This is a genomic window from Pseudomonas sp. KBS0707 (assembly GCF_005937945.2).
GTDB classification, from domain to species: domain Bacteria; phylum Pseudomonadota; class Gammaproteobacteria; order Pseudomonadales; family Pseudomonadaceae; genus Aquipseudomonas; species Aquipseudomonas amygdali.
Window position 1 is genome coordinate 2,506,985 of sequence record NZ_CP041754.1, and the last position, 14,836, is coordinate 2,521,820.

Consider the following 14,836-nt stretch of genomic DNA (forward strand, 5'->3'; position numbering starts at 1 on the left):
GGGCCATGCGTGCCGGTGCTGATGGCCCGGTGCAATGGTTGCCCACACTGTTGCGCGGTCGGCCGAAAAGCCGCAAGGACCTGATTCGCCAGCCGCGCAGCAGCCGTCCCAGTGAGTTATTGCTGGTGATTGTCGATGCTTCAGCTTCTACACGACGCCATCAGGCGTTGAGCCAGGCCAAGGGGCTGTTGTCGCAATTGTTCGACGATGCGTATCGACGCCGCGCGCGTCTTGCCTTACTGACCGCCAGCGGTGACACGCCACGCTGGCAACATCAGGGCCTGAAAGCGTCCTCGGCATTGAGTCCATGGCTGAATGCACTGGGTGCGGGCGGCGGCACGCCACTGTCTGCGGCGCTTCAGCAGGCCGGTGAATGGCTGGCAAAGCGGCAAAAACGCTATCCGGCCGAGCAGCAGCGGGTTCTGGTGCTGACCGATGGCAGGATCAAGCAGTTACCCGTCCTGCCTGCATTCAATTGCGCGAGTGTGTTGATCGATATCGAGAAAGGCCCGATCCGCTTGGGCAGGGCGCGGGAACTGGCGTCCAGCCTGGGGGCTGATTATCAGCACATTGATGAGCTGAAACCGGTTTGAGCTATCAGGTCTGGCAGTTCTGGAACTGCGTGCCAATGCGCTGAAGCATTGGCACGACAGTCAGTTGCAGTGCACGGGCAACGCTCAAACCTGCGTCAGGCTGGCATGGTCCAAGGCTCAAGGTCGTAGCCTTCGTTGCTGATTTCTGCACGCGCCTGTTCCAGAGCGCTGGCCAGTTGCCGCTTGTCTGAATAGGTGCTGCTCGGGATCTGCTTGCGACCGATACGGTTGCTGGTGCGGTCGATCACCGTCAGGCTCAGTTCGCCGTTACCATCCTGTGGTGCCCAGGCAACACACTGGAAGGGTTCAAAAGCGTGTCCAGCGATCAGAAGTGCATCGTTGAAGCGCAGTGGGGCGTTCATGGTTTTTTCCTCAAGTGCCCATATCAATTCAGTCACGGCGGCGGGCTGACCGTCCGGCTGGTTACTTGTGTTGATGAACGACAAGGGGGCATGAGTCACACCCTTCAACGAAAAATATGCGAATTTTTTTCAAGGGTCGCCCGCGTGACCTTGCAAATAAACATCCTTCAGCAGCGACGGCGTTAGTGACAGAGGGTTATGAGCGTTAGACCCAAACGGTACAACGCTGCGTCAAAAAGTTGCTAGGGTGATAGTTGGGCTCGCCAACATGCTGTTTATGGAAAGCTTTTAAAAATCCCACTCCACGTCGGGCACCAAGGAAACTTCATGCATGGATCGGCCCCAACGCGACATCTGCTAATCATCGACGGCGGTGACGACTGTCATCCTCTGATCCCTGCTTTGAGTGATGCCGGATGGACGGTGCAGGAAAGCACCTCAGGTTCTACCTTCAGTCCCGATCGTGACGTGGGCCTGATTCGCCTGACGTCCGGTCATTTCGAACAATTGCCCAGGCTTCAAGAGCTTGTCGCCCATAGCAACATGCGCTGGGTTGCAGTGCTGTCAGCCAACGATCTGCAACGCGAAAAAATAGGCGATTTCGTTTGCCAGTGGTTTTTCGATTTTCACGCCCTTCCTTTCGATGCAGCGCGGTTGCATGGCACGTTGGACAAAGCGTTCGCGGCTGGCCGCCCCGAAGCGCAAGGCGGGCTGGCGCTTTCCGAGGCCGAGGCCGAGCTGCTGGGCGACAGTCGGCCCATTCGTGAGCTGCGCAAGTTGTTGAGCTGGCTGGCACCTATCGATTCACCGGTATTGATTCGGGGCGAGCGAGGTACGGGCAAAGAGCTGATCGCACGCAGCCTGCATGTGCAGTCTCAGCGACGCGGTAAACCGTTTGTTGTCGTGGATTGCGGTGCATTCACCGGGCATTCGATCCAGGCCGAGCTGTTCGGTCATGAGGATGATGCGTTTGATGGTGCTCAAGCGCACAGGATCGGGCTGCTTGAAGCTGCTGACGGCGGCACGCTGCTGCTTGACGAGGTCGGTGATCTGCCGCTGGAAACTCAGACGTCGCTGTTGCGCTTTCTGGAAGACCGGCAAATCGAGCGCCTGGGCGGCGGTGAGTCGATTGCAGTGGATGTGCGGGTGCTGGCCGCGACCCGTGAGGATCTTGAAACGGCGGTGCGGAAAAAGCGCTTTCGTGAAGACCTGTATTACCAGCTCAATGTGCTGCAGGTCGGGGTGGCGCCCTTGCGTGAGCGTCATGGCGATCTGGCGTTGCTGGCCAATCATTTCGCCCATTTTTACAGTCAGGACAGCGGCAGGCGAGCACGCAGTTTCAGCCAGGATGCGCTGGTGGCGCTGGGCAAGCACGACTGGCCGGGTAATGTGCGGGAGCTGGCCGGTCGGGTACGGCGCGGGCTGCTGCTGGCCGAAGGCCGACAGATAGAAGCGGCAAACCTGGGCTTGCTGGGCGAAGAGGACAGTGCTGGCAGCATGGGCACGCTGGAAGAATACAAATCACGTGCAGAGCGCCAGGCATTGTGCGACGTATTGACCCGCCACAGTGACAATCTGAGTGTGGCGGCCAGAGTGCTGGGTATATCGCGACCGACCTTCTATCGGCTGTTACACAAGCATCAGATTCGCTGAGCTCCTAGCAACTGGGAGACAGCCGCCATCGCCTGTTCGCGGCGCTGCGGCCAGTCACCGCCCAGCACCTTATAGGCCTGCCGATGGTGGTCCAGCCATTCCCGGCTGCTGTCGAAGAAGGCCTGGCGTTCGCGCAACTGCGGCTGGCAGCGTTGCCCGTCGCTGATCCAGTCCACGCCCTCGGGCGACAGCAGCAGGTGCAGGTCGTAAGAGCGGTTCAGCAGTTGCTGTTCGATCCACGCCGGGCAGTCGCCGAACAGGGTGCGGCTCCAGAGCACATTGCTCAGCAAGTGTGTGTCGAGTATCAGCAAGTGCGGCTCGCTGGCGCGGGCAGTATCCTCCCAGTCCAGCTGGCCCCTAGCAATGGCCGGAATATCGGCGTAGTGGGTATCGCGCCCCTGTTGATCGATGAAATGACGTACATATTCGCCGACCAGCAGGCCGCCGAACCGATTCTGTATTTCGGCCGACAGCCAGCTCTTGCCGCTGGACTCAGGCCCGGTCAGGACCAGGACTTTCATCGCGCCAGCGCCAGATCGTTACGCCACTCGCGCCAGCCCTGCACGGCCAGCAGGGTGAACAGCGCATAGAGTGCAGCGGTCAGGTACAGCTCTTTGTAGATGAACAGGCCGACAAAAATCACATCCAGCACAATCCATAGCGGCCAGCACTGAACGCGTTTGTGTGCCATCCACACTTGTGCCACCAGGCTGAAGCCCGTGAGTGCTGCGTCAAGCCAGGGCTGTGCGGCGTCGGTGAAATGCGCCATGCCAGCGCCCAGCGCGAGGCTGATGACTGCGCCGACCGCCAGCCCTTTAAGCACTGAATGGCTCGGCAGCACAGTGACAGCCTTGACCAGCAGGCCGTCGCCATGGCGAGTCCACTGCAGCCAGCCGTAGATCTGCAAGCCTGCATAGATGACCTGCAGCAGCATGTCCGAATACAGCTTCACGTCGAAGAATATCCAGATGTAGATCACCACCATCACCAGCCCGATTGGCCAGCACCAGGGATTCTGCTTCACTGTCAGCCAGACCGCGATAACGCCAATGGCGGCAGCGAAGAGTTCAAGCCCGGACATGGCGGCTCCTTGGTGAGGGTTGTGAGGGGCAGGGGCGGCGATTGTATGCGCTTCTGCGCGCGGCGTGGAGCTTGTGTTGCGTCAGGCTGCACGTCAGCAGGCTTTGTGCGCGGAGGTCTGCTAGTATTCCGCGCCTTGCATTTGCGCGACTTTCTTCAAGCTTCGTTCAGGCACGCGACGGCATAGTGGCAAGCATTTTTTATACGACAACATTAAACAGCGAGCCTGCGGCATCGCTTCATGGGGGAATGATGGATCTTTGGACCGCTGCTCAGGCGTTGATATTGGGTGTTGTAGAAGGGCTGACGGAGTTCTTGCCGATCTCCAGTACAGGGCATCAGATCATCGTCGCCGACCTGATCGATTTTGGCGGCGAGCGCGCCATGGCCTTCAATATCATCATCCAGCTGGGTGCGATTCTAGCGGTGGTCTGGGAGTTTCGGCGCAAGATTCTCGACGTTGTCACAGGCTTGCCGAAGCAACAGCAAGCGCAGCGTTTCACCCTCAACCTGCTGATCGCCTTCATGCCGGCCGTGGTGCTGGGCGTGATTTTCGCCGATACCATCCACCATTACCTGTTCAATGCCATTACCGTGGCAACGGCGCTGGTCGTGGGTGGTGTGATCATGCTCTGGGCCGAGCGCCGCGAGCATACTGTGCGCACCGAAACCGTCGATGACATGACCTGGAGCGATGCGCTGAAAGTCGGGCTGGTGCAGTGCCTGGCGATGATCCCCGGCACATCGCGCTCGGGCTCGACCATCATTGGCGGCCTGCTGTTCGGCTTGTCACGCAAGGCAGCGACCGAATTTTCGTTCTTTCTGGCCATGCCGACCATGGTCGGTGCAGCCGTGTATTCGGGCTACAAATACCGGGACATGTTTCGCCCGGACGACTTCGCGGTGTTTGCCATCGGTTTCATTACCTCGTTCATCTTCGCGATGATCGCAGTTCGCGCGCTGCTCAAGTTCATCGCAACTCATAGCTATGCAGTGTTCGCCTGGTATCGCATCGCCTTCGGCCTGCTGATTCTGGCGACCTGGCAGTTTGGCTGGATCGACTGGGCATCGGCCAAGGCATGACGCGGGCTCGCGAGCCGCAGCGGCCAGCCGGTCGGGGCAGGGCACCGGTCCGGCAATTGCGCCTGAAGGTGTCAGCGTTCCTGCTGCTCTGTGTGCTACCGGTCTACGGCTCGGCGTCGCTGGGGTTCAGGCAGGTCACGTTGATCCCGGCGCTGGCTTTGATATTCATGAGCCTGCTGGCGTTTGTGCTCTATAGGCATGACAAGCGACAGGCCGGAAGCGGCGGTCAGCGTACGCCGGAGAACGTCCTGCATGCCACCGAGCTGCTCGGTGGCTGGCCCGGAGCATTGCTGGCGCAACAGGTGTTTCGGCACAAGACCCGCAAGGTATCTTTCCAGATCGTGTTCTGGCTGATCGTGCTGGCGCATCAGGTGCTGTGGCTTGACTGGCTGTTTCTGGGCAAGCGGCTTTTACAGCTGTTGCCTTTATAGTTTCAAGCCGATCTGCTGTCGTTTCGGTAGCCTGCCGACTACAAGCTGGTGGGAGCGGGTCAGCAGATCACGCACTTCATCGTCGCTCAGTGTGTGCAGGTCTGCCACGCTGATCCAGTGCGCGCGGGCCAGGTAAGGCGCAGGCCGTATGCCGGGCCGATCCACGTAACCCAGAAACAGTTCCGGATGGACCTTGAATGAAAGGTCCTGGCCGACCAGGTCCATGACCGCGAACATCTTTTTTTCGGCAACGGAAAATACGCGCACACCGCCCCATTTGTAATCCTCTCGGGCGCCTGGCAAGTCCAGGCAGAACCGGGCGATGTCTTCTTTGTTACGGGTCTTGTTCACGGAATGCTCCTTCAGTGAGGCGTCGAGCGGTAAGCTGTTCGATAGCCGCACGGATATTCGATCAGCGGATTGTATGCTGCTGCGACACTCATTAGTGTGCAGGTTTGTCCTTCTCCGGAGTCTCGAATGTCTGCCGTGCAACTCGCCGATGGTGAACTGAACTACCTGCTCGAAGGCCCGGCCGGTGCGCCGGTGCTGGTGTTGTCCAACTCGCTGGGCACTGATCTGCATATGTGGGACAACCAGATTCCTGCGTTCATTCGTCATTTCCAGGTGTTGCGCTACGACACGCGCGGGCATGGCAAATCGCTGGTCAGCGAGGGCAGTTACAGCATCGAGCAGAATGGTCGCGACTTGCTGGCGTTGCTGGATGCGCTGCACATAGACACGGCTTTTTTCTGTGGTTTGTCCATGGGCGGCTTGATCGGTCAGTGGCTGGCGATCAATGCGCCGCAGCGCCTGCGCAAGGTCGTGCTGTGCAATACGGCAGCCAGAATCGGCAACCCTGATATCTGGAACCCTCGCATCGAAACCGTTCTGCGTGACGGGCAGTCAGCCATGGTTGCATTGCGTGATGCTTCTGTTGCGCGCTGGTTCACGCCTTCATTTGCGCATGCCGAGCCTGCTGTGGTCGACACGGTTGTCGGTATGCTGGCCCGCACATCGCCACAGGGCTACGCAGCTAATTGCGCTGCCGTGCGTGATGCAGATTTCCGTGAGCAGATTGCCTCCATTCAGTTGCCGGTATTGGTCGTCTGCGGCACTGAAGATGCGGTAACCACCCCGGCGGACGGGCGCTTCATGGTCGAGCGCATTAAAGGTTCGCAGATGATCGAATTGCACGCGGCTCATCTATCCAGTGTCGAGGCCGGGGAATCATTTACGGTGCTGGTGCTGGCATTCCTGACGGCCGAGTGAGCTGGCGGGATCTGAAACCCGGTATGGAGAGGCTTGCCGTGGCGCTGCATACTCGCGGCTCTGAAAGCGAGGTGGCCGGGTGTTTGATCTCAATGATCTGTTTTATTTCGTTCAGGTGGTCGAATGCCTCGGCTTTGCGCCCGCAAGCCGTAAGCTGGGGATTCCCAAGTCCAAGCTCAGCCGTCGTATTGCCGGGCTGGAAGAGCGCCTGGGTGTACGACTGATTCACCGCTCGACGCGCACGTTCGCCGTGACCGAGAGCGGGCGCGATTACTACGCTCACTGCGTGGCAATGCTGGTCGAAGCCGAGGCTGCTGAAGAGGCCATTCTGCGTTCCAAGTCCGAGCCGCAGGGCAGGGTGGCGATCAGCTGTCCTCCCGCACTGGCGGCGATGGGTTTCAACGAGACCATTGCCCGGTTCGCGGCCGATCACCCGAAGGTTCAGGTGCAGGTCGAAAGCACCAACCGCCGCGTCGACCCGCTGACGGAGAACATCGATATCGCGTTGCGTGTGCGCTTTCCGCCACTGGAAGACGACGGGCTGGTGGTCAAGTTGCTCGGGCACAGTGCTCAACGTCTGGTCGCACGCCCGGATCTGGCTGCCAGGCTGTCCGCAACATCGACACTCGAGGCGCTATCAACACTGCCCAGCCTCGACACGCCGTCTTCAAGCCATGAGCATCGCTGGCTGCTGGAAACTACTTCCGGCCACTATGCTGAAATTCGCCACACGCCGAGGCTGATCAGCTCGGATCTGGACATGATGCTGCAGGCCGCCCTGCAAGGGGTTGGGGTGGCGCAACTGCCGGAACTGATTGTCCGGGAAGCCTTGCAGGACGGACGCCTGGTGGAACTGTTCAGTCAGCATCGGCCAAAGTGCGGCATCGTGCACGCCGTGTTTGCTTCGCGCCGTGGGCTGCTTCCCGCGGTCAGAGGGCTGCTGGATGTTTTCGAAACCTCGTTCAAAGAGCTAAGCTTTAGTCCCGACTCGCTTTATTGTTCTCTTCATAGAACGAACAGTCGCATTCAAGACCACTAATCATCTATTGCGATCAAGGATAGGATGCTCGCCACTTCATCGCTAAGTGGCGATTTTCTTTAAGGAGCTACGTTATGAATTTATTGCACCTCGATTCCAGCATCCTCGGCGATCATTCCGCTTCGCGTCAGTTGACCCATGAGGTCGTTCAGGCCTATCAGCGCTCGCATGCCGACAGCCAGGTAACCTACCGCGACCTCGCCAGCGAAGCCCTCGGGCATTTCTCTGCTGCCAGTCTTGCCGCAGCGGGTACCCCTGTAGAAGCCCGAGATGCGTCCCAGCAACAGGAAGTCGACACTAATGAAGCCACCTTGCAGCAGTTTCTTGCCGCCGAGGTGCTGGTGATCGGTGCGCCGATGTACAACTTCACTATCCCGTCCCAGTTGAAAGCCTGGTTTGACCGGATCATGGTTGCCGGCCGCACGTTCCGTTATTCCGAAGCCGGCCCTGAAGGCCTGTGTGGCGGCAAGAAGGTTATTATCGTTTCCACTTCCGGTGGCCTGCACGTCGGGCAGCCAACCGGCGCTGGCCACGAAGAACTGCTCAAGGCGCTGTTCGCGTTCATCGGTATCACCGACCTGCAATTTGTTCGTGCGCACGGCCTGGCCTATGGTGAAGAGCCGCGTGCCAACGCCATGACAGCCGCGCAGCAACATATCGAGAGCGAGCTGTTCGCCGCCTGAGTCGGTGATGGTCTGAACAAGACTCCACAACTCGCGCGAGCAACGTGCGCCGGGTTGTGGAGTTTTTTTGTGCGCCGCATAAATGCACGCAGTCTTGAGCTTACTCAACCTTGACAGCTTCCTTACAGGTAAGCGGGCTATTCAAGGACTAAACTGCATCTTCGCGGCACTGTGTTTGCAGTTTTGTGGTGCTTTTCACGATTGCTGAAAAGAACGGGCGGTTTATGGCCCGGCTTGTGCACTATTTCTGTTTTACACACTCTCATCTGGGTGAGAGCGGCGCGCTGGAGCACGATGCTCGACACAAGCGCTGAATGGACTATCCGGGCGAGCCTCCGGATTTGCAAAGGTTGGGCCTTTCGATGGTACGTCTTTGTGCAGTGATGCTGGTTTGCTTGCTCGACAGCCTGATTGCGGTTCACGCTCAGGCCGATGACGCCTGGAGCGCGGGCTATCACGAGCTGAGTTTCCCCGACCCGCTGGATTCACAGCCGGTGCAGGCCATCGCTTTTTACCCGTCGACCGCCAGTGAGCAGTGGAGCACCCTGCACGGCTATCGCGTCGAGGCCGGCGAAAATGCGCCGATTGCAATGGGCCGGTTCCCGTTGCTGCTGCTGTCTCATGGCAATACCGGTACACCGCTGGCGTTGCATGACCTGGCCACATCATTGGCGCGCCAAGGGTTTGTGGTGGTTGCTGTGGTTCATCCTGGCGACAATGATCGTGATCACAGTCGGTTGGGCAGCCTGAGTAACCTGTATGGTCGCCCGCTGCAGATCTCTGAAGCGATCAGCACGGCCTTGCTCGACCCTATGCTTGCCCCTTATCTCAATGCTCGTCAGGTGGGCGTGATCGGCTATTCGGCGGGTGGCGAAACTGCGCTTATTCTTGCGGGCGCGCAGCCTGATCTACAGCGCCTGCGCCAGTATTGCCTCGAACGCCCCACAGACCGTGACGCCTGCAAGACTCAAGGGGAGCTGGTCGCTGACCGCGATGACCTGCATGCCCAGGCTGACCCCAGGGTCGATGCGCTGATGTTGATGGCCCCGTTGAGCCTGATGTTCGGCCGTCACACGCTGGGCGATGTGCATGTACCGGTGCTGATGTATGCCGGGGATGACGACCAGTTGCTGGCCATCGACCGCAACGCCGAAGCGCTGGCGCGCAAACTGCCGCAGGCACCGGACTATAAGTTGTTGGCGGGGGCAGGGCACTTTGTCTTTATGGCACCGTGCAGTGACGAACAGCGTTCGAGCGCACCGTTACTGTGCAACGACCCTGACGGAGTGGACCGCGAAGACATTCACCGCAACCTGAGCGCAGAAGCTGTGCGCTTCTTCAGCACGGCGCTCAATTCTGCCGACCCTGACCATTCAGGTATGCAGACAGCGCATCACGAATAAGCGCTTTTCAGGCGTTCAGCGAACTCAGAAAGTCGCCAAACCCGCCTCTGGCTTTTGAGTCCAGGCGGGTACTGGTCGTGACCCGCGGGCGGCAGCTCCAGGCGATCCGCGCGCCGATCAGCTCCAGCTGGCGAACCAGATGCACGTCTTCGTGGCAGGCCAGTGCCGGAAATCCGCCTGCACTGATATAGGCAATTGAGCTGACACCCAGGTTGGCACCATGAATGTGCCGATGGCCGTCCCGGTGCTGGTAATGCTTGAGGTAAGCCGCCTGCGCAGCCGCAGAGATATCCTTGTTCCAATCGCCGGGCATGACGGTCCCGCATACCGCATCGGCATCCAGTGCCAGTTGCTCGGCAAGCCAGTCATTCGCCACGGTGCTGTCGCCATCGGTGCAGGCCAGCCAGCGCGCACCTCGGTCGAGGAGAAAAGCTGCTCCTTCGGCGCGTGCCTGTCCGACGTTGCGGGCCGAGACCTCAAGGACCATCACCCCGTGCGCTCGCGCGATGTCTGCCGAGCTGTCGGTGCAACTGTCGAGAACCACCAGCACCTCTACTCGCTCACCCTTGAGATCCGGGTGTTCAGCCGCCTGCTTTATCGTTTCGAGGCACAAATCGAGTAGCTGCTCTTCATTGTGCACCGGGATCAGAATGCCGATCATCGGAGAATTCCTGTTCTGCTACGGAGGTTCCATCACGACTCCACAGGTCCAGCAGAAAATCCTGTTCGTGATGACTGAAAAGGCGGTGCATGGCCAAGCGTTCGGCAAGGATATCGTGTACAGCCTGCGCGTTCAGCGGGCAGCCCTCGATATCAGGACGCCAGTGACAGGCGAGCAACTGGCCGTCAGGTGAAAGCGAGGATAGAACGCAGTCGATCAGGCGGTGCAGGTCATCGACGTCGAGGTAGTAACCCAGTTCGCTGAAGACGATCAGATCAAATTGTCCCTGCGGCCATTGCTTTGGCAAACGGGCCTGCAACACGCGCACATGGGGCAGGCCTGCCAGACGCTCGCGTGCCAGATCCACCGCCAGGTTTGACGTGTCGCAGCACACCAGTGCGTCACAGCGACCGGCAAGGTCGGCACTGAGTTCGCCATTGGCACAGCCAGGCTCGAATACCGAGCGATAGTGTTCACGGGGCAGCGCGGCCAGTGTCAGCGCACGCTTGCGCCGCTCATACCAGCGTTGCTTGAACGCCCACGGGTCATCGTTGTTGCGAAACAGTTCATCGAAATAGCCGTCTTCGACGCTCATACAAACACCAGTACAAACGGTTGCAGCAGTCTTTCCAGAACAACGGCTGGCAGAACGGGCGCAAGACCGATGGTCGGGTCACCCTGCAATTGGCTGACGAACGCCTGAGCGGCATCGCGTTTACGAGCAAGGGTCGCCGGGTCCAGCAGCAACTTGCGTGCGCGGTCCCATGGCAGACGCTCATCTTCAGGGTCAGCCCAGTGCCAGGCCCAGACCGGTACTTCGCAAAGCTGCGCCCCGGTAGACGCACAGGCTCTTGCACTGGCGCGGCCAACGGCTTCGTGGTCGCCATGACCATCTTCTGCCCAAGTGGCGAACACTACGTCGGCAGGGCCCAGATGACGTTCAAGAAACTCTGCCAGCTGATCTTCGGACTCGGCCACGGCACCATCCTGCAAGCCGCAGCGCAGCCACTCAAGACGCTCAAGGGGAATATCGAGACGATTCAAGGCTTCGGCGCTTTCCTGGGGCCGGATTGCAGACAGTCGATCGACAGGCCAGAGCGTGGAGCCCGGATGGCTGGCAGTGCCGTCAGTGACCGAGATCAACAACAGATTGCGTTCCAGCTGCGCCAACTGGCTCATCAAGCCGCCGCATGCCAGTACTTCATCGTCCGGATGCGGGGCGGTGATGACCGCCCTGCAATTGTTCGGCACCAGCAGGTCTGCCGTAATCGCAGGTACGCTGCGCAGTTTGCCGGAGGCGTTCCAGGCAGCCAGAGGCGTGCCCTGGCCAGACTCGTCGTCGCTGACTAGAAAGCCTTCGCTCATGATGGATACGCTCTCATAGTGACCACGTGCGTAAAGCTGGCAGCCGTTTACCCGTCAATTGACCCAGTGCAGCAAGGTCCTGCTCGGCATGACTCTGGCGCAGAAAAACCGGCAGGTCGGTGATCAGTCGAGCGAAGTGCGGGTCCTTGCAGTAAGGACCCGCACCTACCGCGCGGCCCACGTGCTGAATGACCAGTTCCGCAGCGTACTCCACGTAGGCACGACAGCGTCTGGCGAGCACCTCGGCATTTTCAGCCGGGGCCTGATCCAGATGCGCAGCGGCGGCACGCAGTACATCGATTGCTGCGTGCAACGCGACATCTACAGCACCCAGGTGCGCAAGAGCGTGTGGCTCTTCGCGTTTGCCGACCTGTGCCAGCAAGCGTTGGGCGATCGCCCGGGAGGCACCATACCAACACGCCGCGATGCCGATGCCGCCTTGCCAGAAGCCAGGCCGTTTCAGGTAGCCGCCCGGCGCTCCAATCGCTTGCCCGGTAGCGTGCTCGAACACGACTTCGACGCTGCCGGTGGCGCCCATGCCAACTGCGCGCCAGCCATCACTGGTCATATGCACGCCGGGCTGGTCGAGTTGCACCGCCACCAGTTGCTGGCGATGTTCTTCATCCCATGTGGTGATCAATGCATGGCTCAAGGCCGTAGCACCAGAACACCACGCTTTTCGGCCATTCAGACGAATTGAATCGCCAGTGCCGCTGATATTCACCCGTGCCTGCGGCGGCTCTGCCGCCCACATGCCCCAGGTGCTGAATTGTTCGGGGGGCGGGGCACCCAGTTCCGCCATGATCGCCAAGGCGTCGGTATGCCCCTCGTACAACTTGCACAACCCCAGGTCATGGCCTGCAATGCAGGCCAGCGCCCGCCAGCGCTCAAGTGTCTGACCGCTGGCAGGCAGGGGGAGCTGATCCAGACCTTCGTTGACCAATGCCTGCAAGCACTCGCCCAGCGCACGCGTATCGGCATAACCGTGCTTGCGCCAGTCGAGAAACTCACTCAAGGCATCAATCATTGCTGGTCTTCGCGCTTCAGTTCGAACAGCAGCAGCGAGCGCGGCGTGACGGTATATTGCGAACCGAACGCAAAGTGCTCCTTGCTGCGTGCATCATCCTGATTGGTGTCGATCAGGCACTCATAATGGGTGCCTTCAGGCACTTCCGGCAGGGTGAAGTTGACCCCGTCGTGGTGCGCGTTGACGACCAGCAGCAGCGTAGCGTCGGCACCTGGACGACGGATACCGGTTTCCTGTGCACGGCCATCCATCAACATGCCCAGGCAACGGCCATTGGCATCGTGCCATTGCTCGACACTCATCTCGTTGCCATCCGGAGCGAGCCAGGTTACGTCCTTGACGCCGATTTCTTCGTTGTAATCGCCCACCAGGAAGCGACTGCGGCGCAGGATCGGGTAGGTCTGACGCAGCTTGATCACGCGGGTCACGAACTTGAGCAATGCTGCGCCGTCCTCGTCCAGATCCCAGTTGATCCAGCCAATTTCGCTGTCCTGACAGTAGGCATTGTTATTGCCGTGCTGGGTACGGGCGAACTCATCACCGGCGACGATCATCGGCGTACCTTGCGCCAGCAGCAAAGTAGCGAAGAAGTTACGCATTTGACGCAGACGCAGGGTGTTGATTTCCGCGTCTTCGGTCGGGCCTTCGACGCCGTGGTTCCAGGACAGGTTGTTGTTGCTGCCGTCCTGGTTGTTTTCGTCGTTGGCTTCGTTGTGCTTGTCGTTGTACGACACCAGATCGTGCAGCGTGAAACCATCGTGCGCGGTGATGAAGTTCACCGACGCCTGTGGACGCCGACCGCGCTGGTTGAACATGTTGCCGGAGGCGGTCATGCGTGCCGCGAAGTCTGCCAATTGGCCTTCGTCGCCTTTCCAGAAGGCACGTACGGTGTCACGAAACTTGTCGTTCCACTCCATCCAGCCTGGTGGGAAACCGCCGACCTGATAGCCACCTGGGCCACAGTCCCAAGGCTCGGCGACCAGTTTGACCTGACGCAGCACCGGGTCCTGACGGCAGGCGACCAGGAAGCTGTGACGTTCGTCGAAACCATCGTGGTAGCGACCCAGAATGGTTGCCAAGTCGAAGCGGAACCCGTCGACATGCATTTCCGAAGCCCAGTAACGCAGGGAGTCAGTGACCATCTGCAGTACGCACGGGTGGCTCAGGTCGAGGGTGTTGCCGGTGCCTGAGTCATTGATGTAATAACGCTTGTCGTCCGGCATCAGCCTGTAATAGGAGGCGTTGTCGATACCGCGCATGGACAGGGTAGGGCCAAGCTCGTTGCCTTCGGCCGTGTGGTTGTAGACCACATCAAGAATGACCTCCAGCCCGGCATGATGCAGGTGCGCAACCATTTCCTTGAACTCGGCAATCTTGCCACTCGCCAGATAACGCGGGTCTGGCGCAAAGAACGCAATACTGTTGTAGCCCCAGTAGTTGGTCATTCCTTTTTGCAGCAGATGCTGATCGTTGACGAAGGCGTGTATCGGCAGCAGCTCGACGGATGTCACACCCAGCTTGCGGATGTGGTCGACAACGGGAGCTGATCCCAGACCGGCAAACGTGCCGCGCAGCTCTTCGGCAACTTCCGGGTGGCGCATGGTGATGCCGCGCACGTGGGTTTCATAAAAAATGGTCTTGTCCCAAGGCGTACCGACTCGCTGATCGCGGCCCCAGGTGTAAGCCTCGTCGATCACCTTGCTCTTCGGTACAAAGGGCGCGCTGTCACGTTCATCGAAGCTCAGGTCGCCGTCAGGATGACCAATGGTGTAACCGAACAATGCTTCAGACCACTTCAATTCGCCGACCAGTTGCTTGGCATACGGGTCGATCAACAGTTTGTTGTGGTTGAAGCGATGACCGTTTTTAGGGTCATAAGGGCCGTAGACGCGATAGCCATAGATCAGGCCCGGGTGCGCATCGGGCAGGTAGCCGTGATACGTCTCATCGGTGTATTCCGGAAGTTCGATGCGTTCCAGTTCGATTTCACCGGTCGAGTCAAACAGGCACAACTCTACTTTGGTGGCGTTGGCCGAAAACAGGGCAAAGTTGACACCCAGGCCGTCCCAGCTGGCGCCGAGAGGAAAGGGAAGTCCTTCACGAATGCGAGACGGGGTGCTGCCTGGATTGTCTTGCGGGGCTGAATTATCTTCTGCCGTTGGAGTGGACTTCGTATTCATGATGATT

At 59.5% G+C, this 14,836-nt stretch carries 17 protein-coding genes; 8 read left to right on the forward strand and 9 right to left on the reverse strand.

Annotated features, from left to right (window positions below; all coding sequences use genetic code 11):
- Positions 1-5: 5 nt before the first annotated feature.
- Positions 6-593 (forward strand): VWA domain-containing protein, encoded by a 588-nt coding sequence (locus FFH21_RS11845; protein WP_004658576.1) that lies wholly within the window; start codon positions 6-8, stop codon positions 591-593.
- Between the two features lie 95 nt (positions 594-688).
- Here the strand turns inward: FFH21_RS11845 and FFH21_RS11850 are convergent, their stop codons facing one another.
- Complete coding sequence (locus FFH21_RS11850; RefSeq protein WP_003315350.1) at positions 689-955, reverse strand: hypothetical protein; 267 nt, start codon at positions 953-955, stop codon at positions 689-691.
- Between the two features lie 327 nt (positions 956-1,282).
- Between FFH21_RS11850 and FFH21_RS11855 the strand changes: the two genes are divergently transcribed.
- A complete protein-coding gene (locus FFH21_RS11855; protein WP_011168444.1) occupies positions 1,283-2,608 on the forward strand; it encodes a sigma-54 dependent transcriptional regulator in 1,326 nt (441 codons plus the stop codon).
- Here the strand turns inward: FFH21_RS11855 and FFH21_RS11860 are convergent.
- Complete coding sequence (locus FFH21_RS11860; RefSeq protein WP_011168445.1) at positions 2,596-3,129, reverse strand: AAA family ATPase; 534 nt, start codon at positions 3,127-3,129, stop codon at positions 2,596-2,598. The two genes, FFH21_RS11855 and FFH21_RS11860, sit on opposite strands and share 13 nt — an antisense overlap.
- On the reverse strand, positions 3,126-3,689 hold the full coding sequence (pnuC, locus tag FFH21_RS11865; protein ID WP_004664927.1) for a nicotinamide riboside transporter PnuC: 564 nt from the start codon (positions 3,687-3,689) through the stop codon (positions 3,126-3,128). Before pnuC ends, FFH21_RS11860 begins: the two co-directional genes overlap by 4 nt.
- Before the next feature lie 251 nt (positions 3,690-3,940).
- Between pnuC and FFH21_RS11870 the strand changes: the two genes are divergently transcribed.
- Positions 3,941-4,771 (forward strand): undecaprenyl-diphosphate phosphatase, encoded by an 831-nt coding sequence (locus FFH21_RS11870; protein WP_004664929.1) that lies wholly within the window; start codon positions 3,941-3,943, stop codon positions 4,769-4,771.
- A complete protein-coding gene (locus FFH21_RS11875) occupies positions 4,768-5,202 on the forward strand; it encodes a DUF1294 domain-containing protein (protein WP_004664931.1) in 435 nt (144 codons plus the stop codon). The genes FFH21_RS11870 and FFH21_RS11875 overlap by 4 nt, the downstream gene beginning before the upstream one ends.
- On the opposite strand, the gene FFH21_RS11880 is transcribed toward FFH21_RS11875, so the two are convergent.
- Complete coding sequence (locus tag FFH21_RS11880; RefSeq protein ID WP_004658570.1) at positions 5,197-5,553, reverse strand: MmcQ/YjbR family DNA-binding protein; 357 nt, start codon at positions 5,551-5,553, stop codon at positions 5,197-5,199. The genes FFH21_RS11875 and FFH21_RS11880 overlap by 6 nt on opposite strands.
- A 126-nt stretch (positions 5,554-5,679) precedes the next feature.
- On the opposite strand from FFH21_RS11880, the gene pcaD reads away from it, so the two are divergent.
- The 4 genes from pcaD to FFH21_RS11900 all read left to right on the forward strand — a co-directional run bounded on the left by pcaD (position 5,680) and on the right by FFH21_RS11900 (position 9,596).
- Complete coding sequence (pcaD, locus tag FFH21_RS11885) at positions 5,680-6,471, forward strand: 3-oxoadipate enol-lactonase (RefSeq protein WP_011168447.1); 792 nt, start codon at positions 5,680-5,682, stop codon at positions 6,469-6,471.
- 79 nt (positions 6,472-6,550) lie between these two features.
- A complete protein-coding gene (locus FFH21_RS11890) occupies positions 6,551-7,510 on the forward strand; it encodes a LysR substrate-binding domain-containing protein (protein ID WP_011168448.1) in 960 nt (319 codons plus the stop codon).
- 74 nt (positions 7,511-7,584) lie between these two features.
- The gene (locus FFH21_RS11895; protein ID WP_011168449.1) at positions 7,585-8,193 is read left to right on the forward strand and encodes an FMN-dependent NADH-azoreductase; all 609 of its coding nucleotides are present in this window, start codon (positions 7,585-7,587) and stop codon (positions 8,191-8,193) included.
- A gap of 362 nt (positions 8,194-8,555) precedes the next feature.
- Entirely contained in the window at positions 8,556-9,596 is a 1,041-nt protein-coding gene (locus FFH21_RS11900; protein ID WP_041924785.1) for a dienelactone hydrolase, read from the forward strand.
- A 7-nt stretch (positions 9,597-9,603) separates the two neighbouring features.
- Here FFH21_RS11900 and FFH21_RS11905 read toward each other — a convergent pair whose 3' ends face one another.
- The 5 genes from FFH21_RS11905 to glgX are packed head-to-tail and all read right to left on the reverse strand — an operon-like array spanning position 9,604 to position 14,829.
- Positions 9,604-10,257 (reverse strand): glycosyltransferase family 2 protein, encoded by a 654-nt coding sequence (locus FFH21_RS11905; protein WP_002553273.1) that lies wholly within the window; start codon positions 10,255-10,257, stop codon positions 9,604-9,606.
- A complete protein-coding gene (locus FFH21_RS11910) occupies positions 10,226-10,852 on the reverse strand; it encodes an SAM-dependent methyltransferase (RefSeq protein WP_004658565.1) in 627 nt (208 codons plus the stop codon). Before FFH21_RS11910 ends, FFH21_RS11905 begins: the two co-directional genes overlap by 32 nt.
- Positions 10,849-11,622, reverse strand: coding sequence for a PIG-L deacetylase family protein (locus FFH21_RS11915; protein WP_011168451.1), 774 nt, complete (start codon positions 11,620-11,622; stop codon positions 10,849-10,851). The genes FFH21_RS11910 and FFH21_RS11915 overlap by 4 nt, the downstream gene beginning before the upstream one ends.
- Positions 11,623-11,635: 13 nt before the next feature.
- Positions 11,636-12,649, reverse strand: coding sequence for an acyl-CoA dehydrogenase family protein (locus tag FFH21_RS11920; protein WP_004664940.1), 1,014 nt, complete (start codon positions 12,647-12,649; stop codon positions 11,636-11,638).
- Complete coding sequence (gene glgX, locus FFH21_RS11925; RefSeq protein ID WP_011168453.1) at positions 12,646-14,829, reverse strand: glycogen debranching protein GlgX; 2,184 nt, start codon at positions 14,827-14,829, stop codon at positions 12,646-12,648. Before glgX ends, FFH21_RS11920 begins: the two co-directional genes overlap by 4 nt.
- Positions 14,830-14,836 lie beyond the last annotated feature (7 nt).